At 69.0% G+C, this 16,682-nt stretch carries 16 protein-coding genes; 11 read left to right on the top strand and 5 right to left on the bottom strand.

What is annotated here, in order from left to right; all coding sequences use genetic code 11:
* Window positions 1–82 precede the first annotated feature (82 nt).
* The 4 genes from Q4F73_RS07380 to Q4F73_RS07365 all read left to right on the top strand — a co-directional run bounded on the left by Q4F73_RS07380 (window position 83) and on the right by Q4F73_RS07365 (window position 4,587).
* Window positions 83–955 (top strand): ABC transporter permease, encoded by an 873-nt coding sequence (locus Q4F73_RS07380; RefSeq protein ID WP_303358713.1) that lies wholly within the window; start codon window positions 83–85, stop codon window positions 953–955.
* A 1-nt stretch (window position 956) separates the two neighbouring features.
* Window positions 957–2,582, top strand: a complete 1,626-nt coding sequence (locus Q4F73_RS07375; protein WP_303358712.1) for an ABC transporter ATP-binding protein — start codon at window positions 957–959, stop codon at window positions 2,580–2,582.
* Window positions 2,583–2,585: 3 nt separating this feature from the next.
* Complete coding sequence (locus Q4F73_RS07370; protein ID WP_303358711.1) at window positions 2,586–3,785, top strand: alkylhydroperoxidase domain protein; 1,200 nt, start codon at window positions 2,586–2,588, stop codon at window positions 3,783–3,785.
* Between the two features lie 67 nt (window positions 3,786–3,852).
* Window positions 3,853–4,587 carry a GntR family transcriptional regulator gene (locus Q4F73_RS07365; RefSeq protein ID WP_303358710.1) on the top strand — a complete coding sequence of 245 codons (735 nt, stop codon included), beginning with the start codon at window positions 3,853–3,855 and terminating at the stop codon, window positions 4,585–4,587.
* On the opposite strand, the gene Q4F73_RS07360 is transcribed toward Q4F73_RS07365, so the two are convergent.
* A complete protein-coding gene (locus tag Q4F73_RS07360) occupies window positions 4,584–5,222 on the bottom strand; it encodes an HAD family phosphatase (protein ID WP_303358709.1) in 639 nt (212 codons plus the stop codon). The genes Q4F73_RS07365 and Q4F73_RS07360 overlap by 4 nt on opposite strands.
* A gap of 197 nt (window positions 5,223–5,419) precedes the next feature.
* On the opposite strand from Q4F73_RS07360, the gene Q4F73_RS07355 reads away from it, so the two are divergent.
* From Q4F73_RS07355 to Q4F73_RS07335, 5 genes are read left to right on the top strand one after another with little or no spacing between them, the layout of a single operon-like run.
* Complete coding sequence (locus Q4F73_RS07355) at window positions 5,420–6,562, top strand: ABC transporter substrate-binding protein (protein ID WP_303358708.1); 1,143 nt, start codon at window positions 5,420–5,422, stop codon at window positions 6,560–6,562.
* Window positions 6,563–6,564: 2 nt separating this feature from the next.
* Window positions 6,565–7,482, top strand: coding sequence for an ABC transporter permease subunit (locus Q4F73_RS07350; protein ID WP_303358707.1), 918 nt, complete (start codon window positions 6,565–6,567; stop codon window positions 7,480–7,482).
* Window positions 7,467–8,300 carry an ABC transporter permease gene (locus tag Q4F73_RS07345; protein ID WP_303358706.1) on the top strand — a complete coding sequence of 278 codons (834 nt, stop codon included), beginning with the start codon at window positions 7,467–7,469 and terminating at the stop codon, window positions 8,298–8,300. The genes Q4F73_RS07350 and Q4F73_RS07345 overlap by 16 nt, the downstream gene beginning before the upstream one ends.
* 12 nt (window positions 8,301–8,312) lie before the next feature.
* Window positions 8,313–9,431: an ABC transporter ATP-binding protein gene (locus tag Q4F73_RS07340; protein WP_303358705.1), complete on the top strand. Its 1,119-nt coding sequence runs from the start codon at window positions 8,313–8,315 to the stop codon at window positions 9,429–9,431.
* Window positions 9,428–10,285: an alkaline phosphatase family protein gene (locus tag Q4F73_RS07335; protein ID WP_303358704.1), complete on the top strand. Its 858-nt coding sequence runs from the start codon at window positions 9,428–9,430 to the stop codon at window positions 10,283–10,285. The genes Q4F73_RS07340 and Q4F73_RS07335 overlap by 4 nt, the downstream gene beginning before the upstream one ends.
* Here the strand turns inward: Q4F73_RS07335 and Q4F73_RS07330 are convergent.
* From Q4F73_RS07330 to pepN, 4 genes are all read right to left on the bottom strand, one after another.
* The gene (locus tag Q4F73_RS07330) at window positions 10,270–10,938 is read right to left on the bottom strand and encodes a response regulator transcription factor (protein WP_303358703.1); all 669 of its coding nucleotides are present in this window, start codon (window positions 10,936–10,938) and stop codon (window positions 10,270–10,272) included. The genes Q4F73_RS07335 and Q4F73_RS07330 overlap by 16 nt on opposite strands.
* Complete coding sequence (locus Q4F73_RS07325; RefSeq protein ID WP_303358714.1) at window positions 10,935–12,332, bottom strand: HAMP domain-containing sensor histidine kinase; 1,398 nt, start codon at window positions 12,330–12,332, stop codon at window positions 10,935–10,937. Before Q4F73_RS07325 ends, Q4F73_RS07330 begins: the two co-directional genes overlap by 4 nt.
* Before the next feature lie 33 nt (window positions 12,333–12,365).
* Window positions 12,366–12,716 (bottom strand): hypothetical protein, encoded by a 351-nt coding sequence (locus Q4F73_RS07320; RefSeq protein WP_303358702.1) that lies wholly within the window; start codon window positions 12,714–12,716, stop codon window positions 12,366–12,368.
* 110 nt (window positions 12,717–12,826) lie between these two features.
* Entirely contained in the window at window positions 12,827–15,388 is a 2,562-nt protein-coding gene (pepN, locus tag Q4F73_RS07315; protein ID WP_303358701.1) for an aminopeptidase N, read from the bottom strand.
* 65 nt (window positions 15,389–15,453) lie between these two features.
* Between pepN and Q4F73_RS07310 the strand changes: the two genes are divergently transcribed.
* Window positions 15,454–16,071 carry a DsbA family protein gene (locus Q4F73_RS07310; RefSeq protein ID WP_303358700.1) on the top strand — a complete coding sequence of 206 codons (618 nt, stop codon included), beginning with the start codon at window positions 15,454–15,456 and terminating at the stop codon, window positions 16,069–16,071.
* Window positions 16,072–16,212: 141 nt separating this feature from the next.
* Window positions 16,213–16,682: ribose-5-phosphate isomerase (locus Q4F73_RS07305; RefSeq protein ID WP_303358699.1), on the top strand; the 470-nt coding region annotated here is incomplete at its 3' end.

The following is a 16,682-nucleotide window of genomic DNA, read 5'->3' as shown; positions in this document are numbered from 1 at the left end:
CCACCCTCTACGTCCTCATCAACCTCCTCGTGGACCTGCTCTACCCGGTCCTCGATCCCCGCCTGCGCAGGAAGGCCCGAGCATGAGCACCCTGACCACCCTTGCCCGCACCCGCCTGCCGCGTCTGGCCCGCACCCGCCCCGCGGGCCACGGCCACACCCCCCGCCGCGTCGGGGCGATCATCGCCGCCGCGATCCTGCTGCTGGCCATCGCCTGGGCGCTCGTGCCGCAGCTGTTCACCACCCACGACCCGAACTCGGGCACCTTCGCCCCGCTGCTGTCGCCCAACTCCGAGAACTGGTTCGGCACGGATTCCGTGGGCCGTGACCTCTACACCCGCGTGGTGTGGGGTGCCCGGGAGTCGTTGGCCGGCGCCCTGGTCGCCGTGCTGGTCGGCCTGGTGGTGGGCACGCTCATCGGCCTGTTCGCCGGGACCCAGGCCACCCAGCGCGCGTGGATCGACTCCGCGCTCATGCGCCTGGTGGATGTCCTGCTGTCCATCCCCGCGCTGCTGCTGAGCCTCTCGGTGATCATCCTGCTCGGTTTCGGCACCATGAACGCCGCGCTCGCCGTCGGTGTCACCTCGGTGGCCACCTTCGCCCGCCTGGCGCGCTCCCAGGTGCTCTCGGTCGCCGCCGCGGATTTCGTCGAGGCCGCCTACGGCTCCGGCGGCACGCGGACCCAGGTGCTCTTCCGCCACATCCTGCCCAACTCCCTGACCCCGGTGCTGGCCCTGGCCGCCCTGCAGTTCGGCTCCGCCATCCTGCAGCTGTCCACCCTCGGATTCCTCGGCTACGGCGCCCCGCCGCCGACCCCGGAATGGGGCCTGATCATCGCCGACGCCCGCGACTACATGGCCACCTCCTGGTGGCTGACGGTCCTGCCCGGCGTGGTCATCGTCGCCGTGGTCTGCGCCGCCAACTACCTCAGCCACACCATCCGGAAGGAGTCCTGACATGACCGGCACGACACCCCTGCTCCAGGTCGAGGACCTGGTGGTCACCTACGACACCGCCCGCGGGCCCGTCCACGCCGTCTCCGGCGTGAGCTTAAGCGTCCATCCGGGGGAGATCACCGCCATCGTCGGCGAATCCGGCTCCGGCAAGTCCACCACCGCCCAGGCCGCCATCGGTCTGCTGCCGGGCAACGCGCGTATCGACGCCGGCACCATCCACCTCGCCGGGCGCCCCGTCGCGGAGTTCAGCGAGCGCCAGTGGCGCGGCGTGCGCGGCACCCGCGTGGGGCTCATCCCGCAGGATCCCAACAACTCCCTCAACCCGGTGCGCACCATCGGCGAATCGGTGGGGGAGGGCCTGGCCATCCACGGCCGGGGCAGCGCCGCCAGCCGCCGCACGCGGGTCATCGAGCTGCTCGAGCAGGTGGGCATCGACCAGCCGGAGAAGCGCTACGACCAGTACCCGCACGAACTCTCAGGTGGCATGAAGCAGCGCGCGCTCATCGCCGCCGCCCTGGCACTGGAACCGGAACTCATCATCGCCGACGAGCCCACCAGCGCCCTCGACGTCACGGTGCAGAAGGTCATCCTCGACCTGCTCGACGACATGCGTCGGGAGCTCAATCTGGGTGTCCTGTTCATCACCCACGATCTCGCGGTGGCCGGTGACCGCGCCGACCACATCGTGGTCATGGAGCGCGGCCAGGTCCGCGAATCCGGTGTCGCCGCCAGCGTGCTCACCGACCCGCAGCACACCTACACCCGCCAGCTGCTGGCCGACGCCCCCTCCCTGGCCACCGCCACCGCCGCCGGAGACCGCCGCCACACGGTCGTCCCGGACGCCCCGGTGCTCCTCGAGGTCGATTCGCTCACCCAGCGCTACGGGGACTTCACCGCCGTGGACGATGTCTCCTTCACCGTCGCGCGCGGCTCCACCCATGCGATCGTCGGCGAATCCGGCTCCGGCAAGACCACACTCGGCCGCTCCATCGCCGCGTTCAACCAGCCCACCGAGGGTTCGATTCTTATCGACGCCCGCGAGATCACCACCGCCGACCACCGCCAGCGCCGCGCGCTGCGCAAGGACGTGCAGCTGGTCTACCAGAATCCCTACTCCTCCCTGAACCCGCGCCAGAGCATCGGGGCGATCATCGCGGAACCGTTGCGCAACGTCACCGGGGCCTCGCGTCGAGAAGCATCAGAGCAGGTCAACCGCTACCTTGACCTCGTGGCGCTGGACCGCGCGACGGCGCAGCGCCGCCCCGCGGAACTGTCCGGCGGGCAGCGGCAGCGCGTGGCCATCGCCCGGGCGCTCATCGTCGAACCGGAGCTCGTCGTCCTCGACGAGGCCGTCTCCGCCCTCGACGTCACCGTGCAGGCCCAGATCCTCCGCCTGCTCGATGAGCTGCAGGCCGAGCTGGGGCTGACGTACGTGTTCATCTCCCATGACCTGGCCGTGGTGCGGCAGATCTCCGACACGGTCTCGGTGATGAGCCGCGGCCGCCAGGTAGAGTACGGTGCCACCGCCGACGTCTTCGACCACCCGGCCTCCGACTTCACCCGCCAGCTCATCGACGCCATCCCCGGGGGCAACTACCGGGGCGGCGCACTCAACCTGGGACTGTAAATCATGACCAACATCATCAACCTGCTGGCCGCCCTGGCCCCCGATCATCCGCTCGCCCGCCTGCGCGAACTGCGCCCCGACGCCCTGCTCAACGCCGAGCGCAGCTTCGAGGCGCTGCTCGAACCGCCCCACCCGGGTGCGTTCACTTACGGCGAGCGCTACGCCGTGGCCACCTATGTCGCCGGCCTGCACGGTGCGGCCAACGCCCGGACCTTCTACGCCGAGCTGCTTCTCGACGACGCCCCCGCCGCTCTCCGCGAGCACATCGACGTGGCCATCAGCGCCGGCGCCACCTGCGGGCCGTATGCGGAGGGCGGGTACATTCTCCACGACGCCGCCGCCCTCGGCGAGCGTCTGGCCGCCGCGTTCGACATGGCCCACCTCATGGTCTTCCACCCGCGCGACGCCTCCCCGTCCGCCATCGGGCACCTCGAGCAGGCGGGGTGGTCGGCCGATGACATCGTCAGCCTCACCCAGCTCATCGCCTTCCTCACCTTCCAGCTCCGGGTGGTCCACGGTCTGCAGGTGCTCGCCGGGCGTGAGATCAACGTGCCGCAACGCGCACAGCTGCCGGGGCAGATCCCCGACTGGCCGGAGGTGGCCGGCCCGGATGTGGTGGCACCGACCGGTTTCGTGCGGCACCCGCTGTCCTGGGCTCCCTGGGTGGAGCCGGTGGCGGAGGAGGATCTGACGGCCGAGCAGCTCGAATCCCTCATCCGCCCCGAGCGCAAGGCCATGCCCTACTTCCGCCTGCTCGCGCGCGACCCGGCCGCGCTCACGGCCCGCACGCTGACGGACCTGGACATCTTCTACAACACCGACGGCGGGCTCAGCCGCGCCGAGCGCGAGTTCTCCGCCACCGTCACCTCCCGCTTCAACGGCTGCGAATTCTGCGCCTCCGTCCACGCCGCCCGCGCGGTGGAGGAAGGTGGGGACGCAGGCGATGTCGACGCGCTTCTCGACGCCGGCGTGCACGCCGATCTCGCCGATGCCCGCAGCCGGGCGTTGCGGGACGCCACGCTGGCGCTGACCGCCACCCCCGTGGCCTACACGGCAGGGGACGTCGAGGCGCTGCGGGCGGTCGGGCTCGACGACATGTCGCTCATCGATCATTTATATGCAAGTGCGTTCTTCAACTGGGCGAATCGGCTCATGCTCGTGCTCGGGCAGGTAGATGTGCCCGCCCGCTACCGCCACAGGTAAGACATATGATGTCCGGGTAGACCACCCAATATGCGCTGAAGCCTATGGTTCTGGCTATTATTGGGGCGTGACTTTCCCGTCCCGTCGTTCCCCGGCCTACCTGGCAATCGCGGATGATCTCCGCGGGCGCATCGAGCGCCGAGAGCTCAGCGGCGGCGACAAGCTTCCCACAGAAAGGGAGCTGGTCGAGGAATTCGGTGTCGCCCGCATGACGGTGCGGCACGCCCTCGACATCCTGCAGATGGAGGGGCTCATCGAGCGCCGCCGCGGGCGCACGGGCGGTACCTTCATCCGCAGTGTCCCCCCGGTGGTCGAACTCACCCGCATGGAGGGGCTCATGCCGCAGCTGCGCGAGCACGGGCTCGACGTCAGCTCGCAGATCCTGGAGTCCGATCTCTCGCGCGCCAGCTCCACCGTCGCCGAGGCCCTGGACATCGCCGTCGGCGATCCCGTCTTCCAGATCGTCCGCCAGCGTTCGGTCAACGCCACCCCGCTCATTGTTGAGAGCTCGTACTTCCCCTCGTTCCGGGTGCCGGGCATGCTCGACGCCGATCTGTCGCGCTCCATGTACGAGCTTCTCGACGCCGAGTGGAACCTGCGCCCCGTCCGCAAATCCGAGACCATCATCCCGGGCGTCGCCTCCAGCTGGGAGCAGCAGGTCCTCGGCGTGACCCGCAACCTGCCGCTGCTGCGCATCTCGCGTACGGCCTACACCGCGGACGGCGCACCCATCGAATACTCCGAGGACGTGCTGCGTTCCGACATCGCGCACATCCGCGTGGTCACCGACGTGCGGCCCTAACTCAGCGCTGCGACGGCGGCGTCCATGGTGGGGTAGCACGGCGTGCAGCCGGCGGCCTGGCCGATGCCGATCGTGGACATCCCGGCCGCGTGGGCAGCGCGCACACCCGCCGGCGAATCCTCGAACACCACGATCTCCGCCGGGTTCAGCCCCAGCAGCTCGGCGCCGCGCAGGAAGCCCTCCGGATCGGGTTTGCCGGCTGCGACGTCCTCGACGGTGACCAGGGCGTCGAGAAGCGGGGCCAGGCCCCGTTCGGCCAGGACGGGCTCGATGAGCTGACGCAGCGTCCCGGTGACGATGCCGACGCGCAGGCCGCGTTGCTTGAGGTCCCGGACGAAGCTGACGGTGGCGTCGGAGACGCGGGGGCGCTGGGCGCACAGTGCCACGTAGCGGGCGCACACCTCGTCGAGTAGTCGCGTGGCCAGGTGAGGTTGCCCGCGGCGGGACACCAGCGCGGCGGCGATGTCCGGTTCGCTCATCCCGAGCAGGGATTCGTATTCTCCCGGCGTCATGGCGGGCAGTCCCAGATCGAGCAGGGCCTGGCCGTAGGCGGCCGCGAGCTCGGTTTCGTCGTCGGAGAGGGTGCCGTTGAAGTCGAAGAGGATGCCGCGGGCGGCGCGGAGGTCTGTCAGCATGCTCGCCACTATAAGTGCTGGTGACAAAGGTATGAGACTTATGCCATTAGGTCTAGTTCTTTATTCTTCTCACGTTCATGTCGGGGTGACCTGAACGTCAAACGGCTCTGGAAGTCTTCATCACGTACCGACGATACGTCGGTGAATCCTTCCCCTCATCCCCGCCCCCGGGGACGTCGCTGAGAAAGGCCCTCACCATGTCCGACCTCATCCTCTCCCGTCGTACCCTCCTGCGCGCCCTCGGTGTGGGCGCCGGACTCGCCGCTGCCGGCCCGCTGCTCAGTGCCTGCGGCAACGGCGGCGGCGCCGCCACCGACGCCGCCCAGATCGGTGCTGACCTCGACGAGATCATCTCCCTCGCCCAGGAGGAGGGCACCCTCCGCCTCATCGCCTACCCGGAGACCTGGGCCAACTACAAGGGCCATTTCGAGGAGTTCACCAAGAAGTACGGCATCGAGATCACCGTCGACTCCCCGGACGCCTCCTCCGCCGAGGAGCTGCAGGCCGTGCAGAACCTCAAGGGCCAGCCCTCCCAGCCGGATGTCCTCGACATCGGCTACTCCTTCACCAAGCCCGCCATCGACCAGGGCCTCATCGAGCAGTACAAGCCCTCCAACTTCGACGCCGTCCCGGACAACCTCAAGGACCCGGAGGGCTGGTGGGTCGGCGCCTACTTCGGCGTGCTGTCCGTCGGCGTCGATAAGCGTCGCGCCGATGTGCCGACCAGCTTCGCGGACCTCAAGGACCCCAAGTACCGCGGCATGGTCGCCCTGCCGGGCGACCCGCGCTCCGGCGCCTCCTCTGTCGCCACCGTCTTCGCCGCGGCCCTGGCCAACGGCGGTTCCCTCGACGACATCACCCCCGGCATCGAGTACTTCGCCGAGCTCGCCGAGATCGGCAACCTGGTGACCATCTCCGATGAGTCCTCGGCGCTGACCACCGGCCAGGCGGCCGTGGTCTTCGACTGGAACTACAACTGGCTCGGCCGCGAGGAGCAGCTGGTCACCGACGGCGTCGACTTCGAGTACACCGTCCTCGAGGACGGCGTGTTCGGCAACTACTACGCCCAGCCCATCACCATCGCCTCCCCGCAGCCCAACGCCGCCCGCCTGTGGGTGGACTGGCTGACCTCCGACGAGGGCTCCGAGCAGTACGCCCTCGGTGGCGCCGTGCCCGCCCGCTACACCGAGCTGGCGGACGCCGGCAAGATCTCCGACGAGGCGCAGTCCCGCCTGCCGGACCCGGCCATCGTCGAACAGGTCGAGCTGCCCACCACCGAGCAGGGCGACGCGGCGAACAAGATCATCGCCGCCGAGTGGGCCCAGAAGGTGCGTATCTGATCATGACCGCCTCCGTCCCCGTCCTCCTGGACCCCCAGGGGGCGGAGACGAAGAAGTCGACGCGGTTTACCTGGCGGACCCTGACCTCGGGGTCCGTTCTCGGTGCGCTGCCCTTCTTCGCCTTCGTCTCCGCCTTCCTGCTCATCCCCATCATCGCCAACGTCATCCGGGCCTTCCAGGACCCGGCGGGCAACCTCAGCGTCGGCACCATGGCGGAGGCCGCCGGTCCCATCTACCGCCCGGCGTTCCTGCTCACCGCCCAGCTCTCGCTGCTCACCGCGCTCGTCGGTGGTGTCCTCGGCCTCGTCCTGGCGTGGGCCCTGGTCACCGCCGAGCGCCCGAGGTGGCTGAAGTCCCTGGTCAACAGCTTCTCGGCGCTGGCCTCCCAGTCGGGTGGCGTGCAGCTGGCCTTCGCCTTCGTCGCGTTGCTGGGAACCCAGGGCGTGCTCACCGGTGTCATCGAGTGGCTCGTCCCCGGGTCCATGAGTGACTTCAAGGTCACGGGCTTTCTCGGCGTGACCATCGTCTACCTGTACTTCCAGATCCCGCTCATGGCCATCCTCATGCTGCCCGCGATGGGTGGGGTGAAGAAGGCCTGGTACGACGCGGCCTCCTCGCTCGGAGCCACGAAAGCCCAGTACCTGCGCGACGTGGCGATCCCGGTGCTGTGGCCGTCGATCATCGGCTCCCTGCTGCTGCTGTTCGCCAACGCCTTCGCCGCCTACGCCACCGCCTACGCCCTGGCCGGCGGTTCCCTCAACCTCGTGCCCATCGTCATCGGCTTCATGATCAGCGGCAACGTCCTGCTCGACCCGGGCCTGGCGGCCGCGCTGGTGACCTGGATGATGGTCATCATCCTCGCCGCCATGGGTATCCGTTTCCTCCTGACCCGAAAGAGTGACCAGTGGCTCAGCAACTAGTACTCGACCGGCCGCAGACCACGGCGGCCCCGGCCAGCCGGCCGGCCCGTCGGTGGGGTGCCAACGCCACCACCGTCGCCATCTTCGTCGTGGCGCTCGTGTTCTTCTTCGCGCCGTGGATCGCCGCCGCGATGTTCGGTTTCTCCCGCCCCGGCGTCGGCTTCACCCTCGACCCCTTGGTGGAGTCCCTGCAGAACCCGCGCGCCTGGCCCGCCATCCGCGACACCCTGCTGCTCACGGTCGCCTCCACCGTGCTCATGCTGGTGCTGCTCGTGCCCACCATCGTCTACCTCAACATGAAGGCCCCGCAGCTGGCGAAGGTCGCCGAGGTCCTCTCGGTGCTGCCCATGGTGGTGCCTGCCGTGGCGCTGGTCTCCGGTGTCTCGCAGTTCTACCGCGTCGTGGCCCCGTCGTTCATCAACTCCCTGTGGTCGTTGGTCCCGCTCTACGTCATCCTCTCCATGCCGCTGTGCTACCGCGCCCTCGACGCCGGCGTGAAGTCGCTCGACCTGCGCACCATGTTCGCGGCCAGCTCGTCCCTGGGGGCGTCGACCTGGACGACGCTGACCCAGGTGGTCCTGCCCAACCTGCGCGTGGCCATGCTCTCGGCCTCCCTGCTGTCGGTGGCGATGTGCCTGGCCGAGTACGCCATGGCCTCCCTGCTGCTGCACTACACCTTCCCGGTGTTCCTCGTGCAGGTGTCCAACAACAACCCGCGCGGCATCGCTGCGCTGTCGTTCATCACCATCATCATCACGTGGCTGCTGCTGGTCGCCATCTCAGCGCTGTCCCGCACGGACAAGGTCCGCAAGAACTAGAAGGAATACTCCATGTCTGATCTGACCGTGGCGCGCCCGCACGTGGAGCTGCGCAACATCGTCAAGAGGTACGGCGACAAGACCGTCCTCGACAACCTCACCCTGCACATCGGGGAGGCCGAGATGGTCGCCCTCCTCGGCCCCTCCGGTTGCGGCAAGTCAACCTCCCTGCGCATCCTCGCGGGCCTGGAGAACGCCGATTCCGGCGAGGTGCTCATCGCCGGCTCGGACGTCTCCCGCAAGCCCACCCGCGAGCGCAACATGGGCATCGTCTTCCAGGCGTACTCCCTGTTCCCACACCTCACCGCGCGGGAGAACGTCGCCTACGGGCTGAAGATCCGCAAGGTCAAGGGTGCCGAGCGCACCCGCCGCGCCGAGGAACTCCTCGAGCTCGTCGGTCTTCACGAGCACATGGACAAGTACCCCAACCAGATGTCCGGCGGCCAGCAGCAGCGCGTCGCCCTGGCCCGTTCCCTGGCCATCGAGCCGGATGTGCTGCTTCTCGACGAACCCCTCTCCGCCCTCGACGCCAAGGTCCGCGGCCAGCTGCGCGACGAGATCCGCCGCATCCAGCTCTCCCAGGGCATCGCCACCCTCCTGGTCACCCACGACCAGGAGGAGGCCATCATCATGGCCGACCGCGTCGGCGTCATGCGCGAGGGCCGGATCGAGCAGATCGGCACCCCGGCGCAGCTCTACAGCCACCCGCAGACCCCGTTCATCTCCAGCTTCGTCGGCATCATCAACCGCATCCCCGGCATCGTCTCCGGGGGCCGGATCCGGGTACTGGGCGCGGAACTGGACATCGTCAACCGCGACATCCCCTTCGCCGACGGCGACGCCGCGTCCGCCCTCATCCGCCCGGAGGACATCGACCTCACACACGATGACTCCGCGCGCTTCAAGGTGATGGACAAGCAGCTGCGCGGCATCTTCACCGCGGTCATGGTCCAGGACGAGGTCCTCGAGCAGCCGCTGCGCATTGACCTGCCGACGCGTGCCGCCGAGCGTTTCCAGGTCGGCATGGGCGTGCAGATGTTCGTCCAGCGCGCCGACACCGTCGTCGACCACCCGGTGGACAACGAGTCGGTCGTCGCCCGCACCCTGTCCCAGGAGAAGTCCTACCGATGAACTCGATCGCGCGCGCCGAGCACCGGGTCCACCCCGGTCAGCAGTCCACCGCCCGCCACATCCTCCTCATCGGCATCGACGGGGCCCGCTGGGAGATGATCCCCGCGCAGTCCCGCCTCGCCGCGCTCGCCGCGGAGGGGTCCTGGCACGGGATGACCATGGAGGTGCCCACCATCTCCGGACCCGGCTGGTCGTCGATCCTCACCGGTACCACCCACGCCGAGCACGGGGTCCGCGACAACTCGCTCATCGGCGCCCGCCTGTGGCAGCACCCCGATGTGCTCAGCAGGGCCTTCTACCGCGATCAGTCGACGCGCACCTTCGCGGCCGCCGGCTGGCCGGTGCTCGTCGATCCCCAGGGCCTGGGCCCGGTGATCCATCCGCGCATGGAGCAGCAGTACGCCGGCCTGCACAACGTCATCGCCCGCGACGGTGAGACCCACGGCTACGAGCGTATCGACGCCGAGATCGCCGCCATCACCACCGCCAAGCTCCGCGCCGGAGGCTTCGACGTCGGTTTCGTCTACTTCTGCGACGCCGACGACGCCGGTCACGTGTACGGGCTGGTGGACGGCGCCGGGTACCGGGATGCGCTGGCGCGTATCGACGCCCACGTCAGCGACCTCGTCGACGCCGTCACCGCCCGCGCACAGGCCGGGGAGGACTGGCTGGTGGTGCTCACCACCGATCACGGCCACCTCGACGAAGGCGGTCACGGCGGGGATGATCCGCGCGAGCGCGAGTCCTGGGTGGTGGCCTGGTCGCCGACGGGGGCGCTGCCGGAGTGGCCGGCGGAGATCGCCCCGCACGAGCTGTGCGGGATGCTTCTCGACGCCCGCTACACCAACCGGTAGCCCGAGCCGCGCACCGTCTCGATCCGCTCGGCCCCGATCTTCTTGCGCAGGGTGCGGACGTAGACGTCGACCACGTTGGAGCCGGGGTCGAAGTCCATGCCCCACACCTGGCTGAGCAGCTGGGAGCGGGAGAGGATCTGCGCGGGGTGGCGCATGAAGGTCTCCAGCAGCCCGACCTCGCGGCGGGAGAGGTCCTGGCTGCGGCCGTCGATCTCCACGCGCTGGGTGCGCAGATCGAGCACCAGATCCTCGCGGACCAGACGGAAGGACGATTCCGAGCTGTCCACCGGGGCGCGGTCCGCCAGGCGCAGCCGGACACGCGCGAGCAGTTCGGCGAACTGGAAGGGCTTGGGCATGTAGTCGTCGGCCCCGCCCTCCAGGGAGCGGATCCGGTCCGCCAGCTTGGTCCGGGCCGTGAGCACGATGATCGGCAGGGTCACGCGCAGGGCACGCAGCTGCTCGAGCACCTCCGCCCCGTCCATGTGGGGCAGCCCCAGGTCGAGGACCATGAGGTCGAAATCGCCGCTGCGGGCCAGCTCGAAGGCCAGGGCCCCGTCGTCGACGACGTCGCAGGCGTACCCGGCGGCGCGCAGTCCGCGGTCGATGAAGTCGGCGATACCGCGGTCGTCTTCGGCGATGAGTATCCGGCTCACTGTGTGTTCTCCTTGTCTGCTGGGGCGGGGATCTCCAGTCCGAAGACGGAGCCCACACCCACCTGGGTTTCCACGAAGGCGCGGCCGCCGTGGGCCTGGCCGATGGCGTGCACGATGGCCAGACCGAGGCCCGCACCACCGGACCGTGGCCCGGCGGTGTCCCCGCGGTGGAAACGGCTGAACAGGGTCGTGCGCTGATGCTCGGGGACGCCCGGCCCGGAGTCGCGCACCCAGATCCGCCACGACCGTCCGGCCTGCGTATCGACGAACGTCGAGCCCAGGTCCACCGGCCCCTCGCTGTAGCGCAGCGCATTGCCGACGAGCTCGAGAACACCTTCGGTGATGCGCTCGTCGTCGAGAAGCACGGTGCCCTCGCTGACCTCCACGAGGCTCACCCGCTCCGAGAGGGTGCGGGCCTTGTCCTCGAGGTCGATGCTCAGCTCGGCGACGTCGATAAGCTCAGGGACGACGAACTCACCGGAATCGGCGACGGCGAGGGTGAGCAGGTCATTGACCATCCGCGCCATGCGGTCCAGTTCGGCGGTGGCCAGGGCGATGGAGCGCCCCCGTTCCTCCGGAGGGGTGGTCTCCAGCAGCTCGAGTTGGCCGCGGACCACCGTGATGGGCGTGCGCAGCTCATGACCGGCGTCATCGACGAACTGCCGCTGCCGCTCATAGGCCTGCTCCAGCCGGTCGAGCATGTCGTTGAAGGTGGTGGCCAGCTCGGCGATCTCGTCGTTGCCGCTCACCGGGACGCGGCGGGTGAGATCCGCGTCGCCGATGGACCCGGCCACCTCCTGCAGACGGCGGACCGGTGCGATGATCTGCCCGGCGATGAGCCAGCCGATGATGATGCTGGCCACCACGCCACCGAACCCCAGGGCCGTGAGCGTGCGCACCTGCTCGTTGACCTGGGCGCGGTCCCGGTCCGTGAAGTAGGCGACGGCGAACTGGGCGGGTTCGTCCGTTCCGAAGTCCACGCTGACCCGACCCCAGTGGGCCCGGCCCCGTTCCGGATCGACGGTGACCCCGGCCGGCGCCGGGTTGTCGAGGATCTCGTGCACCAACGGTTCGGTACTGGTGAAGGGAGCGGGGTGGGCGCCGCTGAACGCGGTGGTGTCCATCTGGAGGAGGCGGTCGCCGATGAGCCCGACGTGGGATTCCCTGACATCCGGGATCTGCCGGGACAGGTAGACCTCCACCAGGCGCGCCGGGGTGGCGAAGGGCTCCGCGGTCTCCGGGTCGGTGCCGTCGGTGGCGAAGTGGCGGAACTCCTCGATCTCCTGCTCCACCGCCTGGTTCGCCGCATCGGTGACCTGGCTGAGCATGACGGCCCGGGTGATGACGATGACGCTGGTCAGCGCCACGACCACCACCGCGGTGATGCCGAACATGATGCGCCAGCGCAGCGAATGAGGAGCATTCACCTAGTCATCGTCCCAGTCGTCGTCGTCATCCCAGTGCTGGTTGCCCTGCGGATAGGGCTGGTAGTTGAGCTGGGGCTGCGGGGCAGGCACCGGGGCGGGTGCGGGTGCGGGTGCGGGAGCCGGGGCCGAGGCGGGCTCCGGGGTCGGCTCGGTGCTGGTGCTGGTGGCCGGCGAGGACGGCAGGGTGGAGGTCACCGTCACCGCCGTGTCAGACTCGCGGGTGATGGTGGCCCCGGCGGGGTCGATGTTCGGCGCCGAGGAGTTGTTGGCCAGCACGGAGCCCGCCGCGGCCACCAGGACGAGCAGTCCCAGGATGGCCAGCAGCGGGGCGAAGCGGCGGAGGGTGGGCATGAGGATCCTTCCGGGTCATATGAACTCTTGAGTACCAGCCTGAGCCCGCGCTGTGAAGCCCTGGTGAGCCCAGAATGAAGGAACTCTCATGTACCGGCCCCTGCCGGGAGTCAGGAGGCGTCGACCTCCCGGTTGCGCAGGGCGCGGGCGACCCGGTCGCGCTGCTCGGCCACCACGCGGCGCAGCCCGGTGGGCAACTCGGTGGCCAGGAACTCATCGGCCCGGGCCAGGCCTGCCGCGGAGATGTCCCACACCGGGTACAGGCCGGTGAGCGTGGTCAGGGCGATCTCGGAGGAGGAGTGCTCCCACAGCTTCCCGGCGATGCGGAAGTACTCGTCGTTGAACTGCTCGAGGTGCGGGGCGGAACCCGGGTAGACCAGACCCTCCATGCGGAAGCGGGCGTCGGCGTTGGACAGGTCCCCGGCGACGATCTCATCCCACATGCGCTTTTTCGTGGCGGGATCATTGACGGCGGCCTCGGCCCTTAGAGCGGCCTGGCGGCCGGAGGCGGAGCGGTCCCGGGCGCGCTCCTGCTCGATGGCCGTGACCTCGATGCGGTCGTAGGCGAGCAGGGCGGTCAGGGCCAGCCAGCGCAGATCCGCGTCCTTGGAGGATTCCAGCACCTGCAGGAGCCGGTCCGCGGCGCGCGGGTTGAGCGGCAGGCGCGTCAGCGCATGGGAGAAGACGAGAGCGACCTCCGGGTCGGCGGCCTTGCGCCCGGCGAGGTAGGCGTCGACAAGCAGGGCGGTGCCCTCGCGCTCCCACGCCGGGTCGACGTAGGTGCGCAGGGCGGTGGTGGCCTGCCCGAGGATGCGCTCGAGGACGGCGAGCTCGGTCTCGGCGGCGGCGCCGCGGGCCACCAGGCGGATGAAGTCACGCGCCTTCATGCGGCCGTCACGGGTGGCCTCCCAGGCGGCGGACCAGCACAGGGTGCGGGCCATGGCATCGTCGATGCGGTCGATGTTGTCCACCACGAAGGCCAGGGAATCCTCGTCGAGCTGCATGAGGCAGTACGTGAGGTCCTCGTCGTTGACCAGCACCAGGTCGGCGGCCTCGACGCCAACCAACTCCGGCACCTCGGTGGAGGCGCCGGTGACGTCGAGTTCGACGCGGTGGGTGCGGGTGACGCGGTCGTCGATAAGCGAGTACAGCCCCACGCACACGCGGTGGGTGCGCAGCTCACCCGCGCCGGGCTCGGCGCCGGTCTGCTCGACGGCGAAGGACTCGTAGACGCCGTCGCGGACGGTGACGGCCGGCGCCAGACGGTTGATGCCGGTGGTCTTGAGCCACTCGTCGGCCCAGCCGGACAGGTCCCGGCCCGAGGCGGTCTGCAGGGCGGCAAGCAGGTCGTCGAAGGTGGCGTTGCCCCACGCGTGGTCGGCGAAGTGGCGGCGCACACCGGACAGGAACGCCTCGCGGCCGACATAGGCCTGCAGCTGCTTGAGCACGGAGGCGCCCTTGGCGTAGGTGATGCCGTCGAAATTCTGCTCCACGGTCTCGATGTCGGTGGCGTCCGCCAGGATCGGGTGCGTCGAGGGCAGCTGATCCTGCTGGTAGGCCCACGACTTCTCGATGTTGGCGAAGGTCACCCACGCCGACTCGTACTCCGTCGCCTCCGCCTGGGAGATGACGGCGGCCCAGGTGGCGAAGGACTCGTTGAGCCACAGATCATCCCACCAGCGCATGGTCACCAGATCGCCGAACCACATGTGCGCCAGCTCGTGGAGGATGGTCTCCGCGCGGCGCTCGTAGCGGTAGTGCGTGGCCTTGGAGGTGAAGACGTACTCGTCGCGGATGGTCACGCACGCCGCGTTCTCCATGGCGCCGAAATTGAACTCCGGGCAGAAGACCTGGTCGTACTTGCCGAAGGGGTAGGCCATGCCGAAGTGGGCGTGGTACCAGTCGAAACCCTGCTTCGTCTCGGCGAACAGGCGGTCCGAGTCGAGGTGCTGGGCCAGGGAACGCCGGCAGTACAGGCCCATGGGAACGGTGAGCTCGGTGGGCTGGCCGGCCGGGGTCTCCGGATGGTGGGTGAGCGTGCCGCGCCAGGTGGAGGTGACCTCGGTGAACCGACCCGCGCACACGGCGACGAGGTAGGTCGACAGGGGATAGTCGATGCGGGAGCGGTGGATCGCGCGCTCACCCTGCATTTCCGTGGACTGCGCGCCGTTGGAGATGACCTTCCAGTCCGCCGGGGTGGTCACCGCGATGTCGTAGGTGGCCTTGAGATCCGGCTGGTCGAAACAGGCGAAGACGCGCTTGGCGTCCGCGGTCTCGAACTGGGAGTAGAGGTAGACCTCGTTGTCCGCCGGGTCGACGAAACGGTGCAGGCCCTCACCCGTGCGCGAGTAGGGGATGGTGGCGGTCACGCGCAGGGAATGGCGGCCCGGGGTGAGATCGCGCAGGGCGATCCCGTGGGTGTCGTCGTAGCCGTCCTCGTCGAGGGTCAGTGCCTCGCGGCGGATGTTGGTGCCGTCGAGGTAGACGCCGTCGACGTGCGTGGCGCGCAGGTCGATGAAGGTGGAACCGGCCTCCCGCACGGTGAAGGTCACGTTGGTGATGCTGCCGAACTCTTCGTCCCCGGTCAGGTCGAGGGCGATGTCATAGTTGTCCACCTCGAGCAGGCGCGCGCGGTGGGTGGCTTCCTCACGGGTGAGGTTGATGGAGGTCACTGTCGGTTCTCCTGGGTCAGGTTGCTTTTCCACCGCCCAAACTACACCGCACGTATCCTGTGCTCATGACAACTAATACTGTGCAGTTCTGGTTCGACGTCACCTGCCCGTTCGCCTGGCAGACCTCCCGCTGGATGAAGGAGGTGGAGAAGGTCCGCGACCTCACCATCGAGTGGACCCCCATGTCCCTGGCCGTGCTCAACGACGGCCGCGACCTCGACCCCGGCTACATGTCCGCCATGGAGGCCGCCTGGGGTCCGGCGCGCGTCTTCGCCCGCGTGGCAGTGGAGGAGCCGGGCTCGGTCGACGCGCTCTACACCGCCATGGGCACCATCATCCACGCCGGTAAGGAAGGCGGGAAGAAGGGCTTCGGTGCCTACGACGAGGTCATCAAGCGCGCGCTCGAGGAGGTCGGCCTCGATGCGTCCTACGCCTCGGTGGCCAACACCGAGGAGGTCGACGACAAGCTGCGCGAGTTCCACGGCAGCGCCATCGAGGAGGTCGGCGACGACGTGGGCACCCCGGTGCTCAAGCTCGGCGACACCGCCTTCTTCGGCCCCGTGATCACGCGCGTCCCCGAAGGTGAGGAGGCCGGGGAGATCTTCGACGCCGCCCTCCGCCTCGCCCAGTACCCCTACTTCTTCGAGATCAAGCGCTCCCGCACGGAGAGCCCGCAGGTGTAGGGCGCTGAGACGTCGCAGCTTGTGCAGTTGGGGGTTGTTTGAACATCCCCAGACTGCACAAGCTGCGAAGCGGAGGGCGGGGAGCGCGCACCGGGAACCGGGGTGCCCGGTGGCGCACAGCTCCCAGGTAGGATCGGCAGCATGCGCGTTTACCTTGGAGCAGACCACGCCGGCTTTGACATGAAGAACATCATCGCCGAGCACCTGAAGAAGCAGGGCCACGACGTCATTGACTGTGGCGCCCACACCTACGATGCCGACGACGACTACCCGGCCTTCTGCATCGAGGCCGCCTCCCGCACCGTCAACGATCCGGGTTCCCTCGGCATCGTGCTCGGCGGTTCCGGCAACGGCGAGCAGATCGCCGCGAACAAGGTCAAGGGCGCCCGCTGCGCCCTGGCCTGGTCCCCGGAGACCGCCCGCCTGGCGCGTGAACACAACAACGCCCAGCTCATCGGCCTGGGTGGCCGCATGCACTCCGAGGAGGAGGCGCTGGCCATCGTCGACGCCTTCCTGGAGCAGGAGTGGTCGAAGGCGGAGCGCCACCAGCGTCGCATCGACATCCTCGCCGACTACGAGCGCACGGGCGTGGCCCCGGAGCTCCCGGCCGA

Source organism: Corynebacterium sp. (assembly GCF_030535495.1).
Lineage (GTDB): Bacteria > Actinomycetota > Actinomycetes > Mycobacteriales > Mycobacteriaceae > Corynebacterium.
This window is presented reverse-complemented; position numbering and strand designations above follow the sequence as displayed.

Coding starts and splice junctions, on each gene's coding strand:
- Q4F73_RS07320 (WP_303358702.1), bottom strand. CDS start 12,716: ATGCCCACCCTCCGCCGCTTCGCCCCGCTGCTGGCCATCCTGGGACTG.
- Q4F73_RS07350 (WP_303358707.1), top strand. CDS start 6,565: ATGACCGCCTCCGTCCCCGTCCTCCTGGACCCCCAGGGGGCGGAGACG.
- Q4F73_RS07310 (WP_303358700.1), top strand. CDS start 15,454: ATGACAACTAATACTGTGCAGTTCTGGTTCGACGTCACCTGCCCGTTC.
- Q4F73_RS07340 (WP_303358705.1), top strand. CDS start 8,313: ATGTCTGATCTGACCGTGGCGCGCCCGCACGTGGAGCTGCGCAACATC.
- Q4F73_RS07355 (WP_303358708.1), top strand. CDS start 5,420: ATGTCCGACCTCATCCTCTCCCGTCGTACCCTCCTGCGCGCCCTCGGT.
- Q4F73_RS07335 (WP_303358704.1), top strand. CDS start 9,428: ATGAACTCGATCGCGCGCGCCGAGCACCGGGTCCACCCCGGTCAGCAG.
- Q4F73_RS07325 (WP_303358714.1), bottom strand. CDS start 12,332: ATGTTCGGCATCACCGCGGTGGTGGTCGTGGCGCTGACCAGCGTCATC.
- Q4F73_RS07375 (WP_303358712.1), top strand. CDS start 957: ATGACCGGCACGACACCCCTGCTCCAGGTCGAGGACCTGGTGGTCACC.
- Q4F73_RS07370 (WP_303358711.1), top strand. CDS start 2,586: ATGACCAACATCATCAACCTGCTGGCCGCCCTGGCCCCCGATCATCCG.
- Q4F73_RS07380 (WP_303358713.1), top strand. CDS start 83: ATGAGCACCCTGACCACCCTTGCCCGCACCCGCCTGCCGCGTCTGGCC.
- Q4F73_RS07360 (WP_303358709.1), bottom strand. CDS start 5,222: ATGCTGACAGACCTCCGCGCCGCCCGCGGCATCCTCTTCGACTTCAAC.